General features: G+C 55.8%; 19 protein-coding genes and 2 rRNA genes (1 of these 21 running past the window's edge). 9 read left to right on the forward strand and 12 right to left on the reverse strand.

The genetic code is table 11. The features are described 5' to 3' along the window. Positions 1-20 precede the first annotated feature (20 nt). A complete protein-coding gene (locus tag SLIT_RS09350; RefSeq protein WP_013029995.1) occupies positions 21-2,378 on the forward strand; it encodes a heavy metal translocating P-type ATPase in 2,358 nt (785 codons plus the stop codon). A gap of 41 nt (positions 2,379-2,419) precedes the next feature. After that, positions 2,420-2,647: an SHOCT domain-containing protein gene (locus SLIT_RS09355; protein WP_223293785.1), complete on the forward strand. Its 228-nt coding sequence runs from the start codon at positions 2,420-2,422 to the stop codon at positions 2,645-2,647. 77 nt (positions 2,648-2,724) lie between these two features. Here the strand turns inward: SLIT_RS09355 and SLIT_RS15260 are convergent, their stop codons facing one another. The 3 genes from SLIT_RS15260 to SLIT_RS09370 all read right to left on the reverse strand — a co-directional run bounded on the left by SLIT_RS15260 (position 2,725) and on the right by SLIT_RS09370 (position 4,702). Beyond that, on the reverse strand, positions 2,725-3,189 hold the full coding sequence (locus SLIT_RS15260) for a c-type cytochrome (RefSeq protein ID WP_013029997.1): 465 nt from the start codon (positions 3,187-3,189) through the stop codon (positions 2,725-2,727). A gap of 185 nt (positions 3,190-3,374) precedes the next feature. Next, entirely contained in the window at positions 3,375-4,073 is a 699-nt protein-coding gene (locus SLIT_RS09365; protein ID WP_013029998.1) for a VIT1/CCC1 transporter family protein, read from the reverse strand. 50 nt (positions 4,074-4,123) lie between these two features. Next, positions 4,124-4,702 carry a TMEM175 family protein gene (locus tag SLIT_RS09370; RefSeq protein ID WP_013029999.1) on the reverse strand — a complete coding sequence of 193 codons (579 nt, stop codon included), beginning with the start codon at positions 4,700-4,702 and terminating at the stop codon, positions 4,124-4,126. A gap of 79 nt (positions 4,703-4,781) precedes the next feature. Between SLIT_RS09370 and SLIT_RS09375 the strand changes: the two genes are divergently transcribed. The 6 genes from SLIT_RS09375 (at position 4,782) to SLIT_RS09395 (ending at position 10,283) form a co-directional block, all read left to right on the forward strand. After that, positions 4,782-6,137 carry an FAD-dependent oxidoreductase gene (locus SLIT_RS09375; RefSeq protein ID WP_013030000.1) on the forward strand — a complete coding sequence of 452 codons (1,356 nt, stop codon included), beginning with the start codon at positions 4,782-4,784 and terminating at the stop codon, positions 6,135-6,137. 315 nt (positions 6,138-6,452) lie between these two features. Continuing rightward, positions 6,453-7,679, forward strand: coding sequence for a 4Fe-4S binding protein (locus SLIT_RS09380; protein ID WP_013030001.1), 1,227 nt, complete (start codon positions 6,453-6,455; stop codon positions 7,677-7,679). Between the two features lie 114 nt (positions 7,680-7,793). Then, positions 7,794-7,982, forward strand: coding sequence for a hypothetical protein (locus tag SLIT_RS09385; RefSeq protein ID WP_013030002.1), 189 nt, complete (start codon positions 7,794-7,796; stop codon positions 7,980-7,982). Between the two features lie 98 nt (positions 7,983-8,080). Continuing rightward, positions 8,081-8,203 (forward strand): hypothetical protein, encoded by a 123-nt coding sequence (locus tag SLIT_RS16285; protein ID WP_013030003.1) that lies wholly within the window; start codon positions 8,081-8,083, stop codon positions 8,201-8,203. Between the two features lie 536 nt (positions 8,204-8,739). Then, the gene (locus SLIT_RS09390; protein WP_013030004.1) at positions 8,740-9,381 is read left to right on the forward strand and encodes a c-type cytochrome; all 642 of its coding nucleotides are present in this window, start codon (positions 8,740-8,742) and stop codon (positions 9,379-9,381) included. Next, positions 9,378-10,283, forward strand: a complete 906-nt coding sequence (locus SLIT_RS09395) for a c-type cytochrome (RefSeq protein WP_013030005.1) — start codon at positions 9,378-9,380, stop codon at positions 10,281-10,283. The genes SLIT_RS09390 and SLIT_RS09395 overlap by 4 nt, the downstream gene beginning before the upstream one ends. Before the next feature lie 101 nt (positions 10,284-10,384). Here SLIT_RS09395 and SLIT_RS09400 read toward each other — a convergent pair whose 3' ends face one another. The 3 genes from SLIT_RS09400 to recQ form a co-directional block, all read right to left on the reverse strand. Beyond that, complete coding sequence (locus tag SLIT_RS09400; protein WP_013030006.1) at positions 10,385-11,089, reverse strand: YebC/PmpR family DNA-binding transcriptional regulator; 705 nt, start codon at positions 11,087-11,089, stop codon at positions 10,385-10,387. 138 nt (positions 11,090-11,227) lie between these two features. Further along, positions 11,228-11,692, reverse strand: a complete 465-nt coding sequence (locus SLIT_RS09405) for a hypothetical protein (RefSeq protein ID WP_013030007.1) — start codon at positions 11,690-11,692, stop codon at positions 11,228-11,230. Between the two features lie 107 nt (positions 11,693-11,799). After that, positions 11,800-13,644 carry a DNA helicase RecQ gene (recQ, locus tag SLIT_RS09410; protein WP_013030008.1) on the reverse strand — a complete coding sequence of 615 codons (1,845 nt, stop codon included), beginning with the start codon at positions 13,642-13,644 and terminating at the stop codon, positions 11,800-11,802. 127 nt (positions 13,645-13,771) lie between these two features. Between recQ and SLIT_RS09415 the strand changes: the two genes are divergently transcribed. Continuing rightward, a complete protein-coding gene (locus SLIT_RS09415; protein ID WP_013030009.1) occupies positions 13,772-15,403 on the forward strand; it encodes an alpha-D-glucose phosphate-specific phosphoglucomutase in 1,632 nt (543 codons plus the stop codon). Here the strand turns inward: SLIT_RS09415 and ftsB are convergent. From ftsB to SLIT_RS09445, 6 genes are all read right to left on the reverse strand, one after another. Further along, entirely contained in the window at positions 15,396-15,728 is a 333-nt protein-coding gene (ftsB, locus tag SLIT_RS09420) for a cell division protein FtsB (protein WP_013030010.1), read from the reverse strand. The genes SLIT_RS09415 and ftsB overlap by 8 nt on opposite strands. A 4-nt stretch (positions 15,729-15,732) precedes the next feature. After that, entirely contained in the window at positions 15,733-17,016 is a 1,284-nt protein-coding gene (gene eno, locus SLIT_RS09425) for a phosphopyruvate hydratase (RefSeq protein ID WP_013030011.1), read from the reverse strand. A 17-nt stretch (positions 17,017-17,033) separates the two neighbouring features. Continuing rightward, a complete protein-coding gene (gene kdsA, locus SLIT_RS09430; RefSeq protein ID WP_013030012.1) occupies positions 17,034-17,885 on the reverse strand; it encodes a 3-deoxy-8-phosphooctulonate synthase in 852 nt (283 codons plus the stop codon). Beyond that, entirely contained in the window at positions 17,882-19,528 is a 1,647-nt protein-coding gene (gene pyrG, locus SLIT_RS09435; RefSeq protein WP_013030013.1) for a CTP synthase, read from the reverse strand. The genes kdsA and pyrG overlap by 4 nt, the downstream gene beginning before the upstream one ends. Positions 19,529-19,769: 241 nt before the next feature. Next, positions 19,770-19,882 (reverse strand): 5S ribosomal RNA (rrf, locus tag SLIT_RS09440). Positions 19,883-20,004: 122 nt separating this feature from the next. After that, positions 20,005-21,638: ribosomal RNA gene (locus SLIT_RS09445) — 23S ribosomal RNA — on the reverse strand (it continues 1,252 nt past the right edge of the window).

Genomic DNA, 21,638 nt, shown 5'->3' on the forward strand with positions numbered 1-21,638 from the left:
ACAAAATTAAGGAGCAAGTCATGGCAGTCGATCCTGTATGCGGCATGACGGTATCTCCGGACAGTCCCCATCGCCACGAACATGAGGGAAAAACATATCTGTTCTGCAGTGCGCACTGCCTGACCAGATTCCAGGCATCCCCGGCCGACTTTCTCGACCAGCCTGCCAAGGCAGTACCTCCTTCGTCAGCGGCAATCAAGGATGCAACCTACACCTGCCCCATGCATCCCGAAGTGGTAAGCAGCAGGCCCGGCAGTTGCCCGAAGTGCGGCATGGCATTGGAACCGCGCAATGCCACAGAGGAAGACAATATCGAATTGAACGACATGACGCGCCGCTTCTGGCTCAGTGTGGCACTGGCCTTGCCGGTGTTCATCATGGCGATGACTTCCGATCTGGCGCCGCAACTGATGCCGGGTTTTGTTTCCATGTCGGTGTTGCAATGGCTGGAATTCGCGCTGGCAACGCCGGTGGTGATCTGGGCCGGCTGGCCGATCTTCCAGCGCGGCTGGGTATCGCTGGTCAACCGCAGTCTCAACATGTTCAGCCTGATCGCGCTGGGTGTGGGTGTGGCGTGGACATACAGCGTGGTGGCGATGCTGCTGCCCACCATCTTCCCGCCGACGATGCATAGCATGGGGGGGTTGGTACCGGTGTATTTCGAGGCATCGGCAATGATCATGGCGCTGGTGTTGCTCGGCCAGGTGATGGAGTTGCGCGCGCGCAGCCAGACGAGTGCTGCGATCAAACTGCTGCTGGGGCTCTCCCCCAAGATAGCGCGCATCGTGCGCTCCCCTCACCCCACCCCTCTCCCGCCTGCGGGCGAGGGAGCAATCGAATCGCTACGCGAATTTCTTTCGAACAGCCGCGAGGAAGATGTCCCGCTGGAGCAGGTGCAACCCGGCGATGTGTTGCGCGTGCGCCCCGGCGAGAAGGTGCCGGCGGACGGCGTGGTGCTCGATGGCGCCAGCGCGCTGGACGAATCCATGGTCACGGGCGAGGCCATCCCGGTCGAGAAGACTGCGGGCGCAAAACTGATCGGCGCGACCGTGAACGGCACCGGCAGCCTGTTGATGCGCGCGGAAAGGGTCGGAGCCGAAACGCTGCTGGCGCAGATTGTGCACATGGTCAGCGAAGCGCAGCGTTCGCGCGCACCGATCCAGCGCCTGGCCGACATCGCCTCCGGCTATTTCGTGCCCGCAGTGGTGGGCGCTGCATTGCTCACCCTGGCCGTGTGGTGGCTGGCCGGTCCCGAGCCGCGGCTGACCCACGCCATCGTCAACGCGGTGGCGGTGCTGATCATCGCCTGCCCGTGCGCACTGGGCTTGGCCACGCCGATGTCCATCATGGTGGGCACTGGGCGCGGTGCGACGGCGGGCGTGCTGATCAAGAATGCCGAGGCGTTGGAGACCATGGAGAAGGTGAACACGTTGGTGGTCGACAAGACCGGCACGCTGACCGAGGGCAAACCGAAACTGGTATCTGTCGCCGCCCTGCCGGGCTTTGACGAAAACGAAGTGCTGCAGCTCGGCGCCAGTCTGGAGCGCGCCAGCGAACATCCTCTCGCCGCCGCCATCATCAAGGGCGCACAGGAACGAAAGCTCGCGCTCGAACAAGTGAACGATTTCGCTTCGCACACCGGCAAGGGCATCTCCGGCATGGTCGCCGAACATCGCATCGCGCTGGGCAACCTGAAGTTGTTCGAGCAACTGCAGATCAATGCCGGCGCCCTGCCCGCACGCGCCGAGGCGCTGCGTGCCGAAGGACAGACCGTGATGCTGCTGGCCGTCGATGGCAAGGCAGCCGGCCTCGTCGGCGTCGCCGACCCGATCAAGGCGTCGACGCCGGATGCGATCGCGGCACTGCACGCGGAAGGCATACGGGTGATCATGCTCACGGGCGACAATCGCGCCACCGCCCTGGCGGTCGCTCAGAAACTCGGCATTGACCGCGTCGAGGCCGAGGTGCTGCCCGAGCAGAAGGCAGCCGTGGTCAAACAGTTGCAGGCGGAGGGCCGCATCGTGGCGATGGCCGGCGACGGCATCAACGACGCGCCGGCATTGGCCCAGGCGCAAGTCGGCATCGCCATGGGCACCGGCACCGACGTGGCTATGGAAAGCGCGGGCGTCACGCTGGTCAAGGGCGACCTCTCCGGCATCGTGCGCGCGGTGCGCCTGTCGCGTTCGACCATGAAGAACATCCGCCAGAACCTGTTCTTCGCCTTCATCTACAACGCGCTCGGCGTGCCGGTCGCGGCCGGCGTGCTGTACCCGTTCTTCGGGCTGCTGCTGTCGCCGGTCATCGCCGCCGCGGCGATGAGTTTCAGTTCGGTGTCGGTGATCACCAACGCGTTGAGGCTGCGCCGCGTAAAACTTTAGGCCGCAGTGCGGTCGGCAAAGGATAGGAAATGTATGGACATATGAACGGATATGGCTGGAGCTGGGGCGGCATGGGCCTGGGCATGCTGCTGTTCTGGGTGTTGCTGATCGCCGGCATCGTGATGCTGGTGAGAAGCTGCCGCAACTCAGGAGGCCGGAGTAATGACGAGCGCGAAAAATCCGCGCTCGACCTGCTCAAGGAACGCTATGCACGCGGCGAGATCGGGCAAGAAGAATTCATGCAGAAAAAACGCGATCTGGAAAGTTAAGCGGCGTTACACATCCTACGCTCCACACTGGTGACACCGTCTGGTGAATCTGCGAATTTGCAACAGTTTGCCGGGGCTTATAACGCCGACAAATAAACCATGATCTTCCAAATCTCATCTTCCTTGAGAGTGCCTTTGAATGGCGGCATTGCCGTACCCAATGGCACTCCTCCTTCTGCGATGGCCCAGTAGACGTATCCATCGCTTGCTATGGGTCTTCTGCCAATTGCTGCGATATTTGCAGGCGGCGGGTTAAGGCTTTTTCCAGCTTCGCCATCGCCCAGCCCGGTCGCTCCATGACACAGGGCGCAATTCTGCTCATAGAGGCGCTTCCCGTCCTCGATATTCCCGGCTGAGTGCTTCAGCGGATTCCGTTTGGAGGCGTAAGCTGCGTCGACTCCATGCTGTCTGACATATTGAGCACGGAGCATCGACATGTTCATCATGCCGCCTCCCCGCATCATGCCCATCATCTGTCCATACGCTGGCACTGCCAAAAATGCGGCAGCCCATAATGTTATAAGAGTGAAATGATTTTTCATGGCACCTCCTGATTGCTCTACGAACAGCGAAACTGATTTGTCGTACATGCTTGCTTATTTGCTCTTCAACACCAGGCAATTAAAATGCGACTGGAATGACAGCTTTCGATCCGGGTTGCGGCTGTGGCAAACTCAAGGCAAGTTGCCATGCATCATTCTGCGGCCTGAATTCTGGCCGCCTGGTCTTACACCACCGTACCGAACAGCTTGCCCACGCCGGCGGTCAGCGCCATCGCCAGAGCTCCCCAGAACACGACACGTAGCGAGGCCCTGAATACAGGCGCACCGCCTGCACGAGCAGATATTGCCCCCAGCGCAGTGAGTACGACAAGTGAGGTACCAGCCACCACGGGAACGACCATTGATACCGGAGCCATCACAGCCGCCAACAGGGGCAATGATGCGCCCACCGAGAAGGTCAGTGCGGACGTGAAGGCAGCCTGTACCGGATTGGCACTCATCATTTCGCTGATACCCAGCTCGTCACGGGCATGCGCGCCCAGATCGTCATGCACCATCAGCTGCCTGGCGACTTCTGCGGCCAATTCGGCACTTAATCCACGCTTGATATAGATAGCCGCCAATTCCTGATGCTCATGTTCAGGTTGCGCAAGCAACTCGGCGCGTTCGCGTGCCAGATCGGCTTTTTCGGTGTCGGACTGGGAGCTGACCGACACATACTCGCCCGCAGCCATCGACATCGCACCGGCGACCAGTCCGGCCACGCCGGCCAGCATCAGTTCGCCGCGCGATACATTGGCCGCAGCCACACCAACCACCAAGCTGGCCGTGGATACGATGCCGTCATTCGCTCCAAGCACGGCGGCGCGTAACCAGCCTATGCGCTCTGTGCGATGCATTTCTCGGTGAATATGGCGTGTCATTCCGGAACTGTCGCGAAATTATTCTGCGTTCAAGATAGCATGAACTGATTCTACTCCTCGAGTATTCTCTCGATACGCCGGTCCGGGATCAGCCAGATGACTGCAACCAGCACGTATAGTGCATCCGACAGCCACTGGTTCCAGAAGGCGAGCGGAATGGCGATGGCATACAACACCTGCGAAACTTTTCCTTTGCGGTCTTTCTCGACCGCTTTGGCCAGCAGGGAATCCTTGCCGCCGTTCGCGGAAATGATGCGGCTCTGCAATATCAGGTAAGCGACTGCCGCCATGAACAGCACCACTCCGTACAGTGCCGTGGGCAGCGCGGCAAAATGGTTCTCGCCCATCCAGCCGGTGACGAACGGCACCAGCGACAACCAGAACAGCAGATGCAGGTTCGACCACAGGATTGCGCCAGTGACACGCCTTACCGTGTGCAGCATGTGGTGGTGATTGTTCCAGTAGATACCGAGGTATATGAAGCTGAGGATATAGCTCAGGAAGACTGGCAGCAAAGGTTGAAGCGACTGCAGATCGGAGCCGTGCGGCACCCTCAGCTCAAGCACCATGATCGTGATGATGATGGCGAGTACGCCATCGCTGAATGCTTCCAGACGGGTTTTTCCCATGGATCGCTCCCTATCGCAAGTTCATCGCGCTTAAAATGCTAGCATACGCTGCAAACATTATTTACCGTGGAGACTGTTCATGCGTATCGCAATTATCGGTTCCGGGCCGGCCGGCTTCTATGCCGCGGAGGCATTGCTCAGACGCACGGATGAGGTAATCCATGTCGACATGTTCGATCGCCTCCCTACTCCTTTCGGCCTTGTGCGCGGAGGAGTCGCCCCCGACCATCAGAACATCAAGGCAGTCACCCGCGTCTATGAAAAAACAGCCGCGCGGCCTACGTTCAGGTTCTTTGGCAATGTGTGTCTCGGCGTCGACTTGACGGTGGATGAATTGCGCCAGCATTACCACCAGATCGTTTATGCGATTGGCAATGAGGCAGACCGCCGCCTCGGCATTCCGGGAGAAGGCATAGCGCGCTGCACGCCTGCTTCCGTCTTTATCGGCTGGTATAACGGGCACCCCGATTACCGTCATGCAAAATTCGATCTGTCGGTGTCGCGTGTCGCGGTGGTCGGCAACGGCAACGTGGCAATCGACGCCGCTCGAATCCTGCTGCGCACACCTGCCGAACTCGAAAAGACGGACATTGCCGCACATGCACTGGAAGTGCTGCGCAACAGCCAGGTACGCGAGGTATTCATGCTCGGACGGCGCGGCCCGGAGCAGGCTTCTTTTACCTCCGCGGAACTCAGGGAACTTGGCGAGATGGAGGATGCCGAGCCCATCGTCGCACCCGGCGAGCTTGCGGCTTGCGCTGTCCCGGAATCTGCGGACATTTCGCAGAAGGACAAGAATCTGAAGATCCTCCAGGCATTTGCCGCCCGGCAACCCGGCACGAAAGCAAAGAAACTGCATATGCGTTTCCTCGTTTCGCCAACCGAGGTGATTGCCGACGCTGCCGGCAATGTCTCCGGACTCAAGCTGGAGAAGAATCGCCTTGAGACCCGTGCAGACGGCACAATCACCGCGCGCGGCACCGGTGAGATCGAGATACTCGATGCAGGAATGGTGCTGCCAGCGATCGGCTACAGCGTTGAACGGATAGCTGGGGTTCCCTATGACGAAAAAACACATGTGATTGCCAATGAAGATGGGCGCGTAGTCGACCCGGTCACTCGCGCTGTGATCTCCAACGAGTACGTGGTCGGTTGGGCGCGGACGGGTCCGCAAGGCCTGATCGGCACGCACAAAGCTGCATCCGCCCATGTTGCCAAGCATATGTTGATTGACAGCGCAGGTCTTTCTGCACGAACACTTCCGGATCGTGAAGCCATCGTCTCTTTGCTTCGCAAACGCGGTCTGCAGATTGTCACTTTTAGCGACTGGAAACAGATCGATGAAATAGAGATCGCACGCGGGGAGCGGCGCAACGCACCGCGAGACAAGATCGTCGACCTGGAAACGATGCTCGCCATTCTTGGCCAGCACTGAATGGCATCGAGCTGCTGGCAGGTGATGCCCTTCCCCGTTTGTGTATCATCCATTGAGATTCGCTGCGCTGTTTCCACCGATGATCATCGCAGCGCAAATGGCTGTGTCGGCTTCTTTGGCTTGCGATGCAGGAGGAATATTGATATATTAGAATCTGCTTATATGTCATGCAGATGGCCTGAGCGTTTTCCCTGCTGAAAATCGCAACTTCAGTTTTGGATCCGGCGCCGGAAGTGAAGATATTCGAACCCATAGCCTGCCGGATACGAAAACACACTTGCAATCAGCCAGCAACCATACAATTCAGGAGCAAGAATGACCTCAGCGCAATACCGCTGGAAAAGAAGGGCCGTGCAGTTGGGAACACTCCTGCTGATCGCCTTGATACCGGCATTGGGACTGTTTCGTATCGACCTGACCACGGCCAGCTTCACTATCCTGGATAGCCAGATATGGTGGTCCAACTTCTCGTTCGTGTTTGGTCTGGCAATACTGCTGGTCACCGTGCCTATCATCATCTACATGACCCTCGGCACAGCCTGGTGTGGGTGGGCATGTCCGCAGAACCTGCTTTCCGAATGGGCTAACAACCTGACCTATAAGCTGTTGGGCAAGCGTGCCAGTGTTGCCGTAGATGGCGAGGGCTTGAAAGTCGCCGCATCCAAGAACAAGATTTCCAATTGGGTCATTCTTACCGCCGCTTTCCTGGGTGTATCAATGATACTGGCGCTCGTCCCGTTCTTGTTCTTCTTCTCGCTCGCCGAAGTCTGGTCGTTCTTCTCACCCAGCTCCAGCGCCCAGTTGTCTGCATTCATGCAACGGCTTTATTACTTTGCCGTGTTCCTCATCTTCATCGACATAGCTGTTGTCCGCTACTTCATGTGCGACTATGCCTGCCTGTATCGCATCGGGCAGAAGATGTTCAAGACTCAAGACGCATTGCACGTGAATTACGATGCTTCACGCTCGGACGAATGCAGCAAATGCAATTATTGCGCAGCATCTTGCGTCACCAGCATTGAGCCAACCGAGATCAAAATCTTCGATAGCTGCATCAATTGCGGTGAATGTATCGATGCATGCAACCGGCTGCATGACAAATCCGGAACCAAAGGGTTATTGAGTTTCGAATTCGGCAATAAAGCCAGCAGTTCATCCTGGAGCGAAAAGATCGGCATGATTTTTTCCCGCTTCAACTGGCTGGTTGGCGGTTTTTTTGTGATGGGTGTAGCGATGATGATGTGGGGCATCTATACCCAGCAACAGATACCGGCACAGGTACCTATCGAACAGCAACTGAGGGAGCGCCAGCTTGCCAATGCCTGCAACAGCCAATGCGAAACTCAGCAGTCATTGTGCAAGGTCGGCAACATGGCGGAATGCTACCGTGCCGCGGCATGCAAGTGCGAGTGCTTCCTGCAGCACGACCCAGGCAATGCCTCCAGTGGGCAATGGCGTCAGTGCGTCCAGCAAAATATGGCTAATGCGGAATCCAGAACCGGCAAAGATCGCCGATCAACGCTGGACAGGTCGATACCATGACGGCCCTCGGCTCGATTGGTCCGCAACTCGGCTTTATGAACTTGTGCATTGAAATATACGCATCGAGTCCAAGCATAATCAACGTTAATTATTGCAATTAGTAAGGAGAGTTCTATGTTCAAGCTTCCAATGGTAATCGTCTACATGATCATTGCATTTAACATCACGGCGTTTACTGCGCTCTTGATGTTAAATATGCTGATCATCACGTCTCTTTTCGCCAAAATAATCGCATGCTCCTTAACGATTGGCGCATGGGCGTTGGCCTACGTGAAACGCGATACGGTCGTCGAACTATTCTGACAAGTGATAAGTCTGAGGTTGCGCCTGGTTACAACAAGTAGCAAGCAAACCAGGCGCTCAGCAACTATGGATTTTCGGCAATATTGAAGGAGGGCATCATGAATGCAACAGCTCAAGCTTTTGGAATCGGGATCATCTTGGGAATAATCGTATTTTTTATACTTGCCAAATTCGGCGTGATAGATAAATTGCTGGTTTCAATGGATAAGTGGTTTAAGTAGTAAGGTTGATGTCCCGATTTTCCCTGAATTGCCTGCAATATCTTCAAGCTGTCGGCTAGTGCTGTCCGGATCCCATTCGCCAGTTAGCCGGCAGGTTTGTCCTGCCATGCGTGTAACCTGCCTGATACAGAGTCGAATACGATTCCCATTGCGAGTACAACCGCCTACGGGAAGAGTGTTCTGTCAGTACTATTTGGACACCTGACATCTTTTCGGCATGCTCCGGCTCTGCTCCTCAATTACCAAGTGATTGTGCGGCGACACTTGCCGCTTCATCCTTGCCATTTCCGAGTGGTAGTTTACTATATTAGTATAGTATTATATTATTAATTGCCTTCGTTGTTTATCAGCAATTAGTTAGCAGGTCACATATGCAAGGCAGAACCAAGTTGGCCAGTCTCGATATTCACGGACTTTGCCGAATTTTTCAGACTAAAGCTCTTGCGGAGTAAATGCATGAATAAAAAACACACACTGTTTGCGCCACAAAACCCGACAGTTATTGTCAACATATTGAGTTATAGAAGGAGCAAATCTTGAAGCAAATATTACTAGCAGCATTAACCTGCATCCCCATACTTTCCCAAGCTGCGGATGAAGCAAGGAACATCACTTTGCAAGGCAACAAGCAGGGTGCTCCGGCCTGCCAGTCATGCCATGGCACTGATGGAGGCGGCACACCCTCAGCCGGCATCCCCCGGTTGGCCGGATTAAATGCAGCCTATATTGAACAGCAATTGAAGAATTTCCGCGCTGGCAAGCGTAGCAATCCGATCATGCAGCCGATCGCGGATTTGCTGACCGAGACTGAAGTCACGCAGGTCGCCGCATACTATGCGGCACTGCCCGTCCCCTTAACCACGCCTCAAGGTGCTGATCCGGCATTGTTGCGCAAAGGTGAAGCCATCGCCACTGTCGGCGACTGGAGTCATGAGATACCAGCTTGCTTTCAATGCCATGGCCCTAACGGAAAAGGCATAGCACCGCACTTCCCCGCCATTGCCGGCCAATCTGCCTTATATATTTCCAACCAGATTGAAGCCTGGAAATCCGGCACTCGCTCAAATGACCCAGCAGGATTGATGAAGTCGGTTGCAGACAAATTATCGCCAGAACAGATAGAGGCAGTCTCGGCCTACCTTGCTGACCAACAATCAACCAATGGAAACCAGAAATGAAGAATCCCATCGCTATCGCCATTACTTTTGCCATGATCGCCACATCAGTTACCGTCTTTGCCGCCAGCGAAACTTCAACACCGACAGCGGCTAAGGCACTCGTTTTCACACCACCGAATGATGAGGAAATTCCCAACAACGAGTTCGGCAAAATCGTGCGTCAGGGCAAGAACATTTTTGAGGACACCCAGCACTATGCCAAGCAATACGTAGGCAACAGCCTGAACTGCGTCAACTGCCACCTTGCATCCGGCCGCAAGGAGAATTCATCTCCATTATGGGCAGCTTATGTACGTTACCCGGCCTATAGAGCCAAGAACAACAAGGTGAACACCTATGAAGAAAGGATTCAGGGTTGCTTCAAATACAGTTTGAACGGCAAGGCTCCTGCAGTTGATAGTCCTGAAATGGTTGCATTGGTGACCTATTCGTATTGGCTGGCAACCGGCGCGCCTGTTGGAGCGAAACTTAAGGGAGCGGGCTATCCGGAAGTGCCCAAGCCCGGCCTCATACCCGACGCCAACCGAGGTAAAACTGTCTTCGTTGAAAACTGTCAGGTGTGCCACGGTAGCAACGGCGAAGGAAAGAAGGTCGACGGAAAATACATATTCCCGCCGCTATGGGGATCTGAATCATTTAACTGGGGCGCAGGCATGCACCGCATAAATACCGCCGCAGCCTTCATCAAGGCCAATATGCCACTATCCAAGGGCGGCACGCTCACCGATCAGGAAGCATGGGACGTAGCCACTTTCGTGATGTCACATGAACGCCCGCAAGATCCGCGTTTCAAGGGAAATGTGGCACAGACCAAGAAAGAGTATCACGATGAAAATTGCAGATATGGCGAAACCGTAAACGGCAAGGTGCTGGGCGGAAAGCACCAGACTGCAGCAAAGTAGCAATTCCCGGCCCGCGCAATCCTTATGCTATGGGGTTGCACGGGCCGTTTTTTGTTGAACTCCAGACTTGCAGCATTACCCGATGTACCTTGCGTCAGCTTTTAACCCGCCAATCCCACATAGACGTTCTGCACATCATCATCCGCATCTATTGCTTCCAGAAATGCTTCCACTTCTTCACGTTCGGTATCGTTGCTGATGGTGACAGGATTTTTCGGGCGATAGCCCAATTGAGCAGAGATGACGGTGAAGCCCTGCGCAGGTAGTGCTTTGCATACTGCATCGAGGTCGGTGACTTCGGTGATAAAGAGAGTCGCACCCTCTTCGGAGGGTTCAAGGTCTTGCGCCCCCGCTTCGATGGCTGCCACTTCAGAATCGGCCTCCTTGGAGTTCGGCGTCGCTTCGATCATGCCCACATAGCTGAAGTCCCAGGAAACAGAGCCTTCGGCGCCAAGCTGCCCTTTGCGGAACAGCACGTTCATGCTGGACTTGGTGCGATTGACGTTGTCGGACAGGCATTCCACGATGACGGGTACGCGATGCGGCGCAAAGCCTTCATAGACAAGGCGTTCCAGATTGGCGCCGTCATCGAGCAAGCCTGCGCCCTTCTTGATGGCGCGATCCAGCGTGTCTTTCGGCATTGAGGCTTTCTTTGCCTGTTCTACCACCAAGCGCAAGCGCGAATTGGCCGCCGGGTCGGCGCCGCCGCGCGCGGCAACCATGATCTCCTTGGCGAGCTTGCCGAATATCTTGCCTTTTGCGTTTGCTGCGACTTCTTTATGTCTGGCTTTCCACTGTGCGCCCATTGCTGTTCTCTTGTATTGGTTAAAACATGATTCCCGAGGGCGCATCTTGCCCTAAGTACCGTGTTGCTTCAATCTCCAAAAGAAATTTGCAGCCGGCTACAGTCAATGACGGGTGGGATGCCGCACTTGGAGAAAGGATTACTGCACCGCCTTGAGTTGCCAGCCCGAGTGGCAGCCGACGCACTTGGACATGGTATTGGAAAGCATACCCAGCAATTCGGCAGAAGACTTCCCCTTGTCGGCAGCTTGAGCCAAATCGTCCATATCACGATGCACACTCATGCCGAGCGATTTGAATGCCACCGGCAGTTTTGCCATCAATGCCGGGTTGACGTCAACCGCGGAAGCCATGCCGACGGCACGTGCCGATTCAGCCACCCGCTTCATGTCACCCTGCTGGATACCCTGCACGACCTGTTGCGATGCAGCCAGCAAGGCTCGCATCTCGCCCAGGATCAGGTTGCGTTCAGAAGCAGCCAATACCACTGTGTTTCTGCCATCCGTCCCCGCTTCCGTGTTGCCACGCACAAAGAACCATGCAAACACGGCAATTGTGACAACCCACAGCACGATAGCTAGCAAGGCAAGGCGATTCTTCAACATTTGAACTCCCGACGAAATTGAGTAAGGGACACAACATAGTGCAATGGCAATTGCTCGTCTGTGACGATAATCACATATTGCCAGTCAGGCCGCATCAATCAGCAGCACTAACCTCTCCCATTGTTCGTTGCATCCTCCACTACCAGCAAGAATGCATCGCCATACTTCGCCAGTTTAGCCTGTCCCACACCGCTGATCCGCCCCATTTCGTCCAGCGTCTGCGGTTTGCGGTTGAGTATCTCCAGCAGGGTGCTGTCGTGGAAGATGACATAGGGCGGCACGCCCTGCTCGCGCGCGAGTTCGGTACGTTTGGCCTTGAGGGCAAGCCATAAGGGATCGTCGTTGGCCCCGGCGAAGGCCTCGCGCAAGCGCGAACCGCGTTCGGCCATGCTGCTCTTGCGTTTGGCTGGCTCGGCATCGCGGCGCAGCCAGACCTCCTGCTCACCGCGTAGCACGGGGCGAGCGGCTTCGGCCAGCTGCAGTCCGCCATAGCCTTCGATGTCCACATTGATGAATCCGGCGGCGACAAGCTGGCGATAGACGCTGCTCCATTGCTGTTGCGCTAGTTCCTTGCCGATGCCGAAGGTGCTGAGTTGCTGGTGGTTGAACTGCTCGACCTTGGGTGTCGTCTTGCCCAGCAACACGTCGATGAGGTGCACGACGCCGAAACGTTGCCCGGTGCGGTAGATGCAGGACAGTGCCATCTGCGCGGCCTTGGTGGCATCCCAGGTATCCACGGGCGACAGGCAGTTGTCGCATTCATTGCAGTCACCGGGATGTTCTTCGCCGAAGTAGCGCAGGATGGTCTGGTGGCGGCAGGCGGTGGATTCGCAGAAGCCGAGCAGCGCATCGAGCTTCTGCAGTTCGACGCGCTTGCGCTCTTCCGGTGCGTCACCGGACAGCAGCATCTGGCGCATGGAGACTACATCGCCGAGGCCGTACGCCATCCAGGCATTCGCGGGCAGGCCGTCACGGCCGGCCCGGCCAGTTTCCTGATAGTAGCCTTCCATGCTTTTGGGCAGGTCGAGGTGGGCGACGAAGCGCACGTTGGGCTTGTCGATGCCCATGCCGAAGGCGACGGTGGCGACCATGATCACGCCCTCCTCGCGCAGGAATTTTTTCTGGTTCTTGCTGCGCACCGCGGCATCCAGTCCGGCGTGATACGGCAAGGCATCCCAGCCCTGTTCCTTCAACCAGGCGGCAGTCTCTTCGACCTTCTTGCGCGACAGGCAATACACGATGCCCGCATCGTCGGGGTGCTCTGTTTCGAGGAAGTCCTGCAACTGTTTGCGCGCGTTATCCTTGAGTGTGACGCGATAGCGGATGTTGGGGCGGTCGAAGCTGGAAACGAATTGCTCTGCCTGCTCCAATGACAGGCGCTCGACGACCTCGCTGCGCGTGGGCGCATCCGCAGTGGCGGTGAGCGCGATGCGCGGCACGCTCGGAAAGCGCTCGTGCAATACGGTCAACCCGCGGTACTCGGGACGAAAGTCGTGTCCCCATTGCGAGACGCAGTGCGCTTCGTCAATGGCGAACAGGGCGATGTTGTTGTCCTGATTAAGGCGCTCCAGCAGGTTCAGGAAACCCTCGGTCAGCAGTCGTTCCGGCGCGACGTACAACAGTTTCAATTCGCAGCGCATCAGTTGCCGCGAGACTTCGCGGGCCTCTTCGGCCTCCAGGCTGGAATTGAGGAAAGCGGCCGATACACCAAGCTGTTTTAGCGCATCGACCTGATCCTGCATTAGCGCGATCAACGGCGACACGATGATGCCGACACCTTTGCGCATCAGTGCGGGGATCTGGTAACACAGGGACTTGCCGCCGCCCGTTGGCATCAGTACCAGTGCATCGCCGCCCGCGACCACATGCTCGACGATAGCCTGCTGCGCCCCTCTGAAAGAGGCATAGCCGAAGGTGTCGCGCAGGATCTGTTGGGCGGTGCCGGTGGTCATGGATGTAGCGATTCGATCTGAGTGCGCTAGCTTACCCTGAGCGGCACAATTTGGCTTGTGCGTGCAAGGCCGATGGTATGATTTGACCGGAAAGACACGAGCCACAATTTACCCTGAAAGGTCATTGATGAGTATCCGTACCGTTGCCACCCAGCCTTTTTCCGACCAGAAACCCGGCACTTCCGGCCTGCGCAAGAAGGTTCCGGTGTTCCAGCAGCAGAATTATCTGGAGAATTTCGTCCAGAGCATATTCGACAGCATCGCCGCGCCAAAAGGAGCATCACTGGTGCTCGGCGGCGACGGGCGCTTTTACAACCGCGAGGCGATCCAGATCATCCTGAAGATGGCGGCGGCTAACGGTTTCAGCGAAGTGCTGGTGGGGCGCAGCGGCATCCTTTCCACCCCGGCAGCCTCCTGCGTGATCCGCAAATACAAGACCTACGGCGGCATCATCCTCTCGGCCAGCCACAACCCGGGCGGCCCCAAGGAAGACTTCGGCATCAAGTACAACAGCAGCAACGGCGGCCCGGCCACCGAAACGGTGACCGAGGCGATCTACGCCAAGAGCAAGACCCTCTCCAGCTACCGCATCCTCGACGCGGCTGATGTGGCGCTCGACAAGCCTGGTGAGACCACGCTGGGCGGCATGAAGGTGAAGGTGATCGACCCGGTCAGCGACTATGCCGAACTGATGGAGTCGCTGTTCGATTTCGCGGCGATACGGGCTCTGCTCAAAGGCGGCTTCAAGATCAGATTCGATGCGATGCATGCAGTGAACGGCCCCTATGCCAAGGAGATACTGGTTACTCGCCTCGGCGCCCCTGTCGACAGCGTGATGAATGCCGTGCCGCTGGAGGATTTCGGCGGCGGACATCCCGACCCCAACCTGACCTACGCTCATGATCTGGTGGAGATCATGTATGGTGCCGAAGCCCCGGATTTTGGCGCAGCATCGGATGGCGACGGCGACCGCAACATGATCCTGGGCAAACGATTCTTCGTAACCCCGTCCGACAGCCTGGCCTTGCTGGCAGCCAATGCAACACTGGTAACGGGCTACAGGCAAGGATTGGCGGGCATCGCGAGGTCGATGCCCACCAGCGCAGCCGTGGATCGCGTGGCAAAATCCCTTAACATCCGCTGCTTCGAAACCCCGACCGGCTGGAAATTCTTTGGCAACCTGATGGATGCAGGCAAGGTCACGCTGTGCGGGGAGGAAAGCTTCGGCACCGGCTCCAGCCATGTGCGCGAGAAGGATGGCCTGTGGGCAGTGCTGTTCTGGCTGAATATCGTTGCTGTGCGCAAACAATCGGTGGAAACCATCGTGCGCGAACATTGGGCAAAATTCGGCCGCAACTTCTATTCGCGCTACGACTATGAAGGCTTGCCGACGGATGCAGCGAATAGCGTCATGCAACATCTGCACGAGAGTTTCGCTGCCCTTCCCGGCAAGGCGTTCGGTAAATACACAGTGAAAACGTGCGATGACTTCAGCTACATCGACCCAGTGGATGGCAGTCTGAGCAAAGGCCAGGGCGTGCGCATCCTCTTCAGCGATGGTTCGCGCATCATTTTTCGCCTTTCCGGTACCGGCACTGAAGGCGCTACGTTACGGATGTATCTGGAGGCATTCGAAGCGGATGCTTCCCGGCACCATCAGGATGCGCAGGAAGCCTTGAAGGAATTGATCCAGATCGCGTTGCGCATCTCGGAATTGCAGACGCGCACTGGGCGTGAACAACCTACGGTGATTACTTGATGGCGCCTTTCGCAGGCTGAGCAGCGATTACTCCAGAAGCAGTTGCTGCAGCCTCTTCCCCGACTATCTGGAAAAACACCTCTCCCTGCTTGACCATGCCCATCTCACTGCGTGCACGCTCTTCAACGGCTTCAGTGCCGTTTTTCAGATCACGCACTTCAGCATCCAGTGATGCATTGCGCTTTTGGGTCTGCTCGTTGAGCTGCTTCTGTGCTTCGACCTGCCTGTCCATATCCCATACCTTCAACCAGCTACCCTTCCCCAGCCAGAGCGGATATTGCAACAGCAGGAGAAGAGCAAGCAGGATGTAGGTGACTACACGCATCCATTCAGCCTAATTGGTAATAGGCCTCACGTCCCGGATAGGAGGCGCTGTCGCCAAGGTCTTCTTCGATGCGCAGCAATTGATTGTATTTCGCCATGCGATCGGAACGGGACAGCGAGCCGGTCTTGATCTGCAAAGCATTGGTCGCCACAGCCAGGTCCGCAATCGTGGAGTCTTCGGTCTCACCGGAACGATGCGAGATCACGGCGGTGTAGCCGGCGCGCTTGGCCATTTCGATAGCTGCGAACGTCTCGGTCAGTGTGCCGATCTGGTTCACCTTGATCAGGATGGAGTTGGCGATGCCGCGCTTGATCCCTTCGCGCAAGATCTTGGTGTTGGTCACAAAAATATCGTCTCCAACCAGCTGGATGGTTTTGCCAAGACGATCGGTCAGCAGCTTCCAGCCATCCCAGTCATGCTCACTCATGCCGTCTTCCAGCGTGATAACCGGGTATTTGTCTACCCATGAAGCATACATGTCGATGATTTGCGCGGAGGTTAGTGTCAGGCCATCCGCCTTCAGATGGTATTTGCCATCCTTATAGAATTCGGAAGCGGCCGCATCGACACCGATAGCAACATCTGCGCCGGGCACATAACCTGCAGCCTCGATAGCCTCGACGATGACCTTCAGTGCGGCTTCGTTGGAACCCAGCGCCGGGGCGAAACCACCTTCATCGCCGACGGTGGTGGTCAAGCCACGCTTGTGCAGGATCGCTTTCAGGGCATGGAACACTTCAGCTCCGCAACGCAGCGCTTCGCGGAAACTTTCTGCGCCAACCGGAATGATCATGAATTCCTGGATGTCTGCGCCGCCGGTCGCGTGCGCTCCGCCGTTGATGATATTCATCATTGGCACTGGCATCTCCATGCGCGCTGCTCCGCCGAGATAACGATACAGCGGCAAGCCGCTTTCTTCAGCGGCCGCACGGGCCACGGCCATGGACACAGCGAGGATGGCGTTGGCACCCAGACGCGATTTGTTCTCGGTACCATCCAGGTCGATCATGGTCTGATCGATGAAGGCCTGCTCGGCGGCATCCAGGCCGATAATCGCTTCAGCGATCTCGGTGTTCACGTTTTCTACAGCATTCAGCACGCCTTTGCCCAGATAGCGTTTCTTGTCGCCATCGCGCAGTTCCATCGCCTCATTCTCACCAGTCGAAGCGCCGGACGGCACTGCAGCCCGCCCCATCACGCCAGACTCCAACAATACATCCGCCTCGACCGTGGGATTGCCACGGGAATCCAATATCTCACGCGCTACGACATCAACGATTGCACTCATTCTTATTCTTCCTTCACTCACACACTTTTCAAGTTAACGTTCTCTTCAATAAAACCTTGCTGCTTCACCAAAACATCCAGTGCTTTGAGTGTCTGCAACAACTCCTGCAGATGTCCCAACGGAAACGCATTGGGGCCATCCGACAATGCTTTGGCGGGATCGGGATGTGTTTCCATAAACAATCCAGCCACTCCGGCGGCAACGGCTGCCCGCGCCAATACCGGCACAAATTCGCGTTGACCACCACTCGCCGTGCCCTGCCCCCCGGGTAATTGCACAGAGTGCGTGGCATCGAACACCACCGGACAGCCGGTGTTGCGCATCACCGCCAGCGAGCGCATGTCCGACACCAGATTGTTGTAGCCAAACGAAGCACCGCGTTCGCATACCATGATGTTGTCTGCACCGCTTACTTCGCGTGCCTTGTCCACCACGTTCTTCATGTCCCAAGGCGAAAGGAACTGGCCTTTCTTGATGTTCACCGGCTTGCCGGATCTTGCTACAGCATGGATGAAATCGGTCTGACGACACAGGAATGCGGGCGTCTGCAGGACGTCCACCACGGCAGCCACCGGCGCAATCTCGTCTTCGGTATGCACGTCGGTCAATACCGGTACGCCGATCTGCGCCTTAACCTTCTCCAGAATCTTCAGACCGGCCTCCATGCCAAAACCCCGAAAGGTCTTGCCGGAGCTGCGATTGGCTTTATCGTAAGAAGATTTATAGATGAACGGGATACCCAGTTTCTGGCAAATCTCTTTCAACTGGCCAGCAGTGTCCAACGCCATCTGCTCGGATTCGATCACGCATGGACCGGCAATCAGGAACAGCGGCTTATCCAGGCCAACTTCAAATCCACACAATTTCATGCCGCCTCCTTATGTTTTACGGCAGCTTCAACATAAGCCTTGAATAGCGGGTGCCCGGCGCGAGGTGTGGAGGTGAATTCGGGGTGGAACTGCACACCGACAAACCATGGATGCATGGTCTGGGACAATTCCATCATCTCAGGCAGATCCTCGGAAGGCGTGCGTGCAGAAATGATCAGGCCGTTTTTCTCCAGCGCAGGCACGTAATGATTATTTACTTCGTAACGGTGACGGTGACGCTCGTTCACTTCATCGCCATAGATGCGTTGCGCCATCGTATTGGGCTTGATCGGACAGCGTTGCGAACCAAGACGCATGGTGCCACCCATATCCGAGTCGGCGCTACGCTTGGCCACTTTCCCATCCCGATCCAACCATTCGGTGATGAGCGCCACCACCGGATGCTCTGTCTCGAGATCAAATTCCGTGCTATTCGCATCTTTCATGCCTGCAACATGCCGCGCATACTCTATCACCGCAAGCTGCATGCCGAGGCAAATCCCAAGATAAGGGATCTTGTTCTCGCGAGCATAACGAATCGCAGCAATCTTGCCTTCCGTACCGCGCACACCGAAACCTCCGGGCACCAGTATGGCATCGAGATTCTTCAGGCTGCCGGTACCTTCGTTCTCGATCGCTTCGGAGTCCAGATATTCGATGTTCACGCGCGTGGAAGTGTGGATACCGGCGTGGCGCAACGCTTCGATCAATGATTTGTAAGATTCCGTAAGGTCGACATACTTGCCGACCATACCGATGGTGATGTGGTGTTGCGGATTCTCCTGCGCGACTATCAGTTTTTGCCATTCGGCAAGATCGGCTGGTGGCGCATCCAGTGCCAGCTCTTCGCAAATGATGCGATCCAACCCTTGTTCGTTCAACATTTGCGGCACTTTGTAGATACTATCCACATCCCACATTGAAATTACGCTATCTTCACGCACATTGGCAAACAACGATATCTTCGAACGCTCGTCATCCGGAATACAGCGATCCGCACGACATATCAATGCAGTTGGGAAGATGCCGATCTCACGCAACTTCTGCACACTGTGCTGTGTCGGCTTGGTCTTCAATTCGCCGGCAGTAGCAATATAGGGAACCAGCGTCAGATGGACGTATGCCACTTGGTGACGTCCCAGGCGGAGCCCCATTTGGCGAGCCGCTTCGAGAAAAGGCAATGACTCGATATCACCTACTGTCCCGCCGATCTCGACAATAGCCACATCGGCTTTCCCATCAAGAGAAGCCGCCGCACCTCGCTCAACAAACGCCTGGATTTCATTGGTGATATGCGGAATCACTTGCACTGTCTTGCCAAGATATTCGCCGCGCCTTTCTTTGCGAATGACGCTTTCGTATATCTGCCCGGTAGTGAAGTTGTTGGCCTTGCGCATCTTGGCCGAAATGAAACGCTCGTAGTGTCCCAAGTCCAGATCTGTTTCTGCTCCGTCTTCGGTAACAAAGACTTCGCCGTGCTGGAACGGACTCATCGTTCCCGGATCGACATTGATATACGGATCCAGTTTGAGCATCGTCACCTTGAGTCCACGTGACTCCAGGATAGCCGCAAGTGAAGCGGCGGCGATGCCTTTTCCTAAGGAAGAGACAACGCCGCCGGTTATAAAGATGTATTTGGTCATGGAGAGCGATTGTATCGCAAAACGGGTGGCGCCTCAAAAGAAGAAGCGCCTAACATAAGGTCATTGCAGCGCAAGCTCGCACTTTCTGACCTACTTTGACTCCCACGTAACTTGCTGCGCAAGTTAGTCTCCACCACAACGAGCCAAACAGCGGCTCGTTGTCACTGCGTTCAAGAAGATCGATTTTCAAACGCCACAAACAACAAAGCCCTCACGAGGAGGGCTTTGTTGTTTGTAAGGAGTCTGACGATGACCTACTTTCACATGCGGATGCACACTATCATTGGCGCGAAGTCGTTTCACTGTCCTGTTCGAGATGGGAAGGAGTGGGGCCAACTTGCTATGGTCGTCAGACATAACTGTTATCAATCGCTGAAGCTGGTTTAGAGTTCCAGCGCTTGATGTAATTTTGGAAGAAGTAAAAAAGTGGTCTTGATTGCTGCGAGCGTTACTACTTGCAACTGACCTAATGTTATAGGATCAAGCCGCACGGGCAATTAGTATCGGTTAGCTTAACGCATTACTGCGCTTCCACACCCGACCTATCAACGTGGTAGTCTTCCACGACCCTTCAGGGAGATCGAATCTCCAGGGAAGTCTCATCTTGAGGCGAGTTTCCCGCTTAGATGCTTTCAGCGGTTATCTCTTCCGTATATAGCTACCCGGCTATGCCACTGGCGTGACAACCGGTACACCAGAGATACGTCCACTCCGGTCCTCTCGTACTAGGAGCAGGTCCCCTCAAACTTCCAGCGCCCAAGGCAGATAGGGACCAAACTGTCTCACGACGTTTTAAACCCAGCTCACGTACCACTTTAAATGGCGAACAGCCATACCCTTGGGACCGGCTACAGCCCCAGGATGTGATGAGCCGACATCGAGGTGCCAAACTCCCCCGTCGATATGAACTCTTGGGAGGAATCAGCCTGTTATCCCCAGAGTACCTTTTATCCGTTGAGCGATGGCCCTTCCATACAGAACCACCGGATCACTATGACCTGCTTTCGCACCTGCTCGACTTGTCAGTCTCGCAGTTAAGCATCCTTTTGCCATTGCACTATCAGTACGATGTCCGACCGTACCTAGGATACCTTCGTACTCCTCCGTTACAATTTGGGAGGAGACCGCCCCAGTCAAACTGCCTACCATGCAATGTCCCCAATCCGGATTACGGATCTAGGTTAGAACCTCGAACACACCAGGCTGGTATTTCAACGTCGGCTCCACGATGTCTGGCGACACCGCTTCAAAGCCTCCCAGCTATCCTACACAGGTCTATTCAAAATCCAATGCAAAGCTACAGTAAAGGTTCATGGGGTCTTTCCGTCTAGCCTCGGGGAGATTGCATCTTCACAAACATTTCAACTTCGCTGAGTCCCGGGTGGAGACAGTGTGGCCATCGTTACGCCATTCGTGCAGGTCGGAACTTACCCGACAAGGAATTTCGCTACCTTAGGACCGTTATAGTTACGGCCGCCGTTTACTGGGACTTCAATCAAGAGCTTGCACCCCATCATTTAATCTTCCAGCACCGGGCAGGCGTCACACTCTATACGTCCACTTTCGTGTTTGCAGAGTGCTGTGTTTTTATTAAACAGTCGCAGCCACCATTTCACTGCAACCCCATCGAGCTTCGAGAGCAAGTCTCTACACTCTAGCGGGGCGCACCTTTTCCCGAAGTTACGGTGCTAATTTGCCGAGTTCCTTCACCCGAGTTCTCTCAAGCGCCTTAGAATTCTCATCCTGCCCACCTGTGTCGGTTTGCGGTACGGTCCCAATGCAACTGAAGCTTAGTGGCTTTTCTTGGAAGCTTGGTATCAGCAACTTCGCGCCCGAAGGCACTCGTCATCACGCCTCAGGATTGACCTCCCGGATTTGCCTAAGAGATCTCCCTACACGCTTAAACCAGGACATCCAACACCTGGCTCGCTTAACCTTCTCCGTCCCCACATCGCATTGCATTGAGGTACAGGAATATTAACCTGTTTCCCATCGACTACGCATTTCTGCCTCGCCTTAGGGGCCGACTCACCCTGCGCCGATGAACGTTGCGCAGGAAACCTTGGGCTTTCGGCGAGGGAGCCTTTCACTCCCTTTATCGCTACTCATG

The organism is Sideroxydans lithotrophicus ES-1 (genome assembly GCF_000025705.1).
Taxonomy (GTDB): Bacteria; Pseudomonadota; Gammaproteobacteria; order Burkholderiales; family Gallionellaceae; genus Sideroxyarcus; species Sideroxyarcus lithotrophicus.

What these genes read in the sequence shown, in the direction of transcription:
- SLIT_RS09385 (WP_013030002.1), top strand. Translation starts at nt 7,794, where the DNA reads ATGTTCAAGCTTCCAATGGTAATCGTCTACATGATCATTGCATTTAAC.
- eno (WP_013030011.1), bottom strand. Translation starts at nt 17,016, where the DNA reads ATGAGTGCAATCGTTGATGTCGTAGCGCGTGAGATATTGGATTCCCGT.
- SLIT_RS09400 (WP_013030006.1), bottom strand. Translation starts at nt 11,089, where the DNA reads ATGGGCGCACAGTGGAAAGCCAGACATAAAGAAGTCGCAGCAAACGCA.
- SLIT_RS16285 (WP_013030003.1), top strand. Translation starts at nt 8,081, where the DNA reads ATGAATGCAACAGCTCAAGCTTTTGGAATCGGGATCATCTTGGGAATA.
- SLIT_RS09395 (WP_013030005.1), top strand. Translation starts at nt 9,378, where the DNA reads ATGAAGAATCCCATCGCTATCGCCATTACTTTTGCCATGATCGCCACA.
- SLIT_RS09365 (WP_013029998.1), bottom strand. Translation starts at nt 4,073, where the DNA reads ATGACACGCCATATTCACCGAGAAATGCATCGCACAGAGCGCATAGGC.
- kdsA (WP_013030012.1), bottom strand. Translation starts at nt 17,885, where the DNA reads ATGAAATTGTGTGGATTTGAAGTTGGCCTGGATAAGCCGCTGTTCCTG.
- SLIT_RS09355 (WP_223293785.1), top strand. Translation starts at nt 2,420, where the DNA reads ATGAACGGATATGGCTGGAGCTGGGGCGGCATGGGCCTGGGCATGCTG.
- pyrG (WP_013030013.1), bottom strand. Translation starts at nt 19,528, where the DNA reads ATGACCAAATACATCTTTATAACCGGCGGCGTTGTCTCTTCCTTAGGA.
- SLIT_RS09350 (WP_013029995.1), top strand. Translation starts at nt 21, where the DNA reads ATGGCAGTCGATCCTGTATGCGGCATGACGGTATCTCCGGACAGTCCC.
- SLIT_RS09370 (WP_013029999.1), bottom strand. Translation starts at nt 4,702, where the DNA reads ATGGGAAAAACCCGTCTGGAAGCATTCAGCGATGGCGTACTCGCCATC.
- SLIT_RS09415 (WP_013030009.1), top strand. Translation starts at nt 13,772, where the DNA reads ATGAGTATCCGTACCGTTGCCACCCAGCCTTTTTCCGACCAGAAACCC.
- SLIT_RS09405 (WP_013030007.1), bottom strand. Translation starts at nt 11,692, where the DNA reads ATGTTGAAGAATCGCCTTGCCTTGCTAGCTATCGTGCTGTGGGTTGTC.
- SLIT_RS15260 (WP_013029997.1), bottom strand. Translation starts at nt 3,189, where the DNA reads ATGAAAAATCATTTCACTCTTATAACATTATGGGCTGCCGCATTTTTG.
- SLIT_RS09375 (WP_013030000.1), top strand. Translation starts at nt 4,782, where the DNA reads ATGCGTATCGCAATTATCGGTTCCGGGCCGGCCGGCTTCTATGCCGCG.
- SLIT_RS09380 (WP_013030001.1), top strand. Translation starts at nt 6,453, where the DNA reads ATGACCTCAGCGCAATACCGCTGGAAAAGAAGGGCCGTGCAGTTGGGA.
- ftsB (WP_013030010.1), bottom strand. Translation starts at nt 15,728, where the DNA reads ATGCGTGTAGTCACCTACATCCTGCTTGCTCTTCTCCTGCTGTTGCAA.
- recQ (WP_013030008.1), bottom strand. Translation starts at nt 13,644, where the DNA reads ATGACCACCGGCACCGCCCAACAGATCCTGCGCGACACCTTCGGCTAT.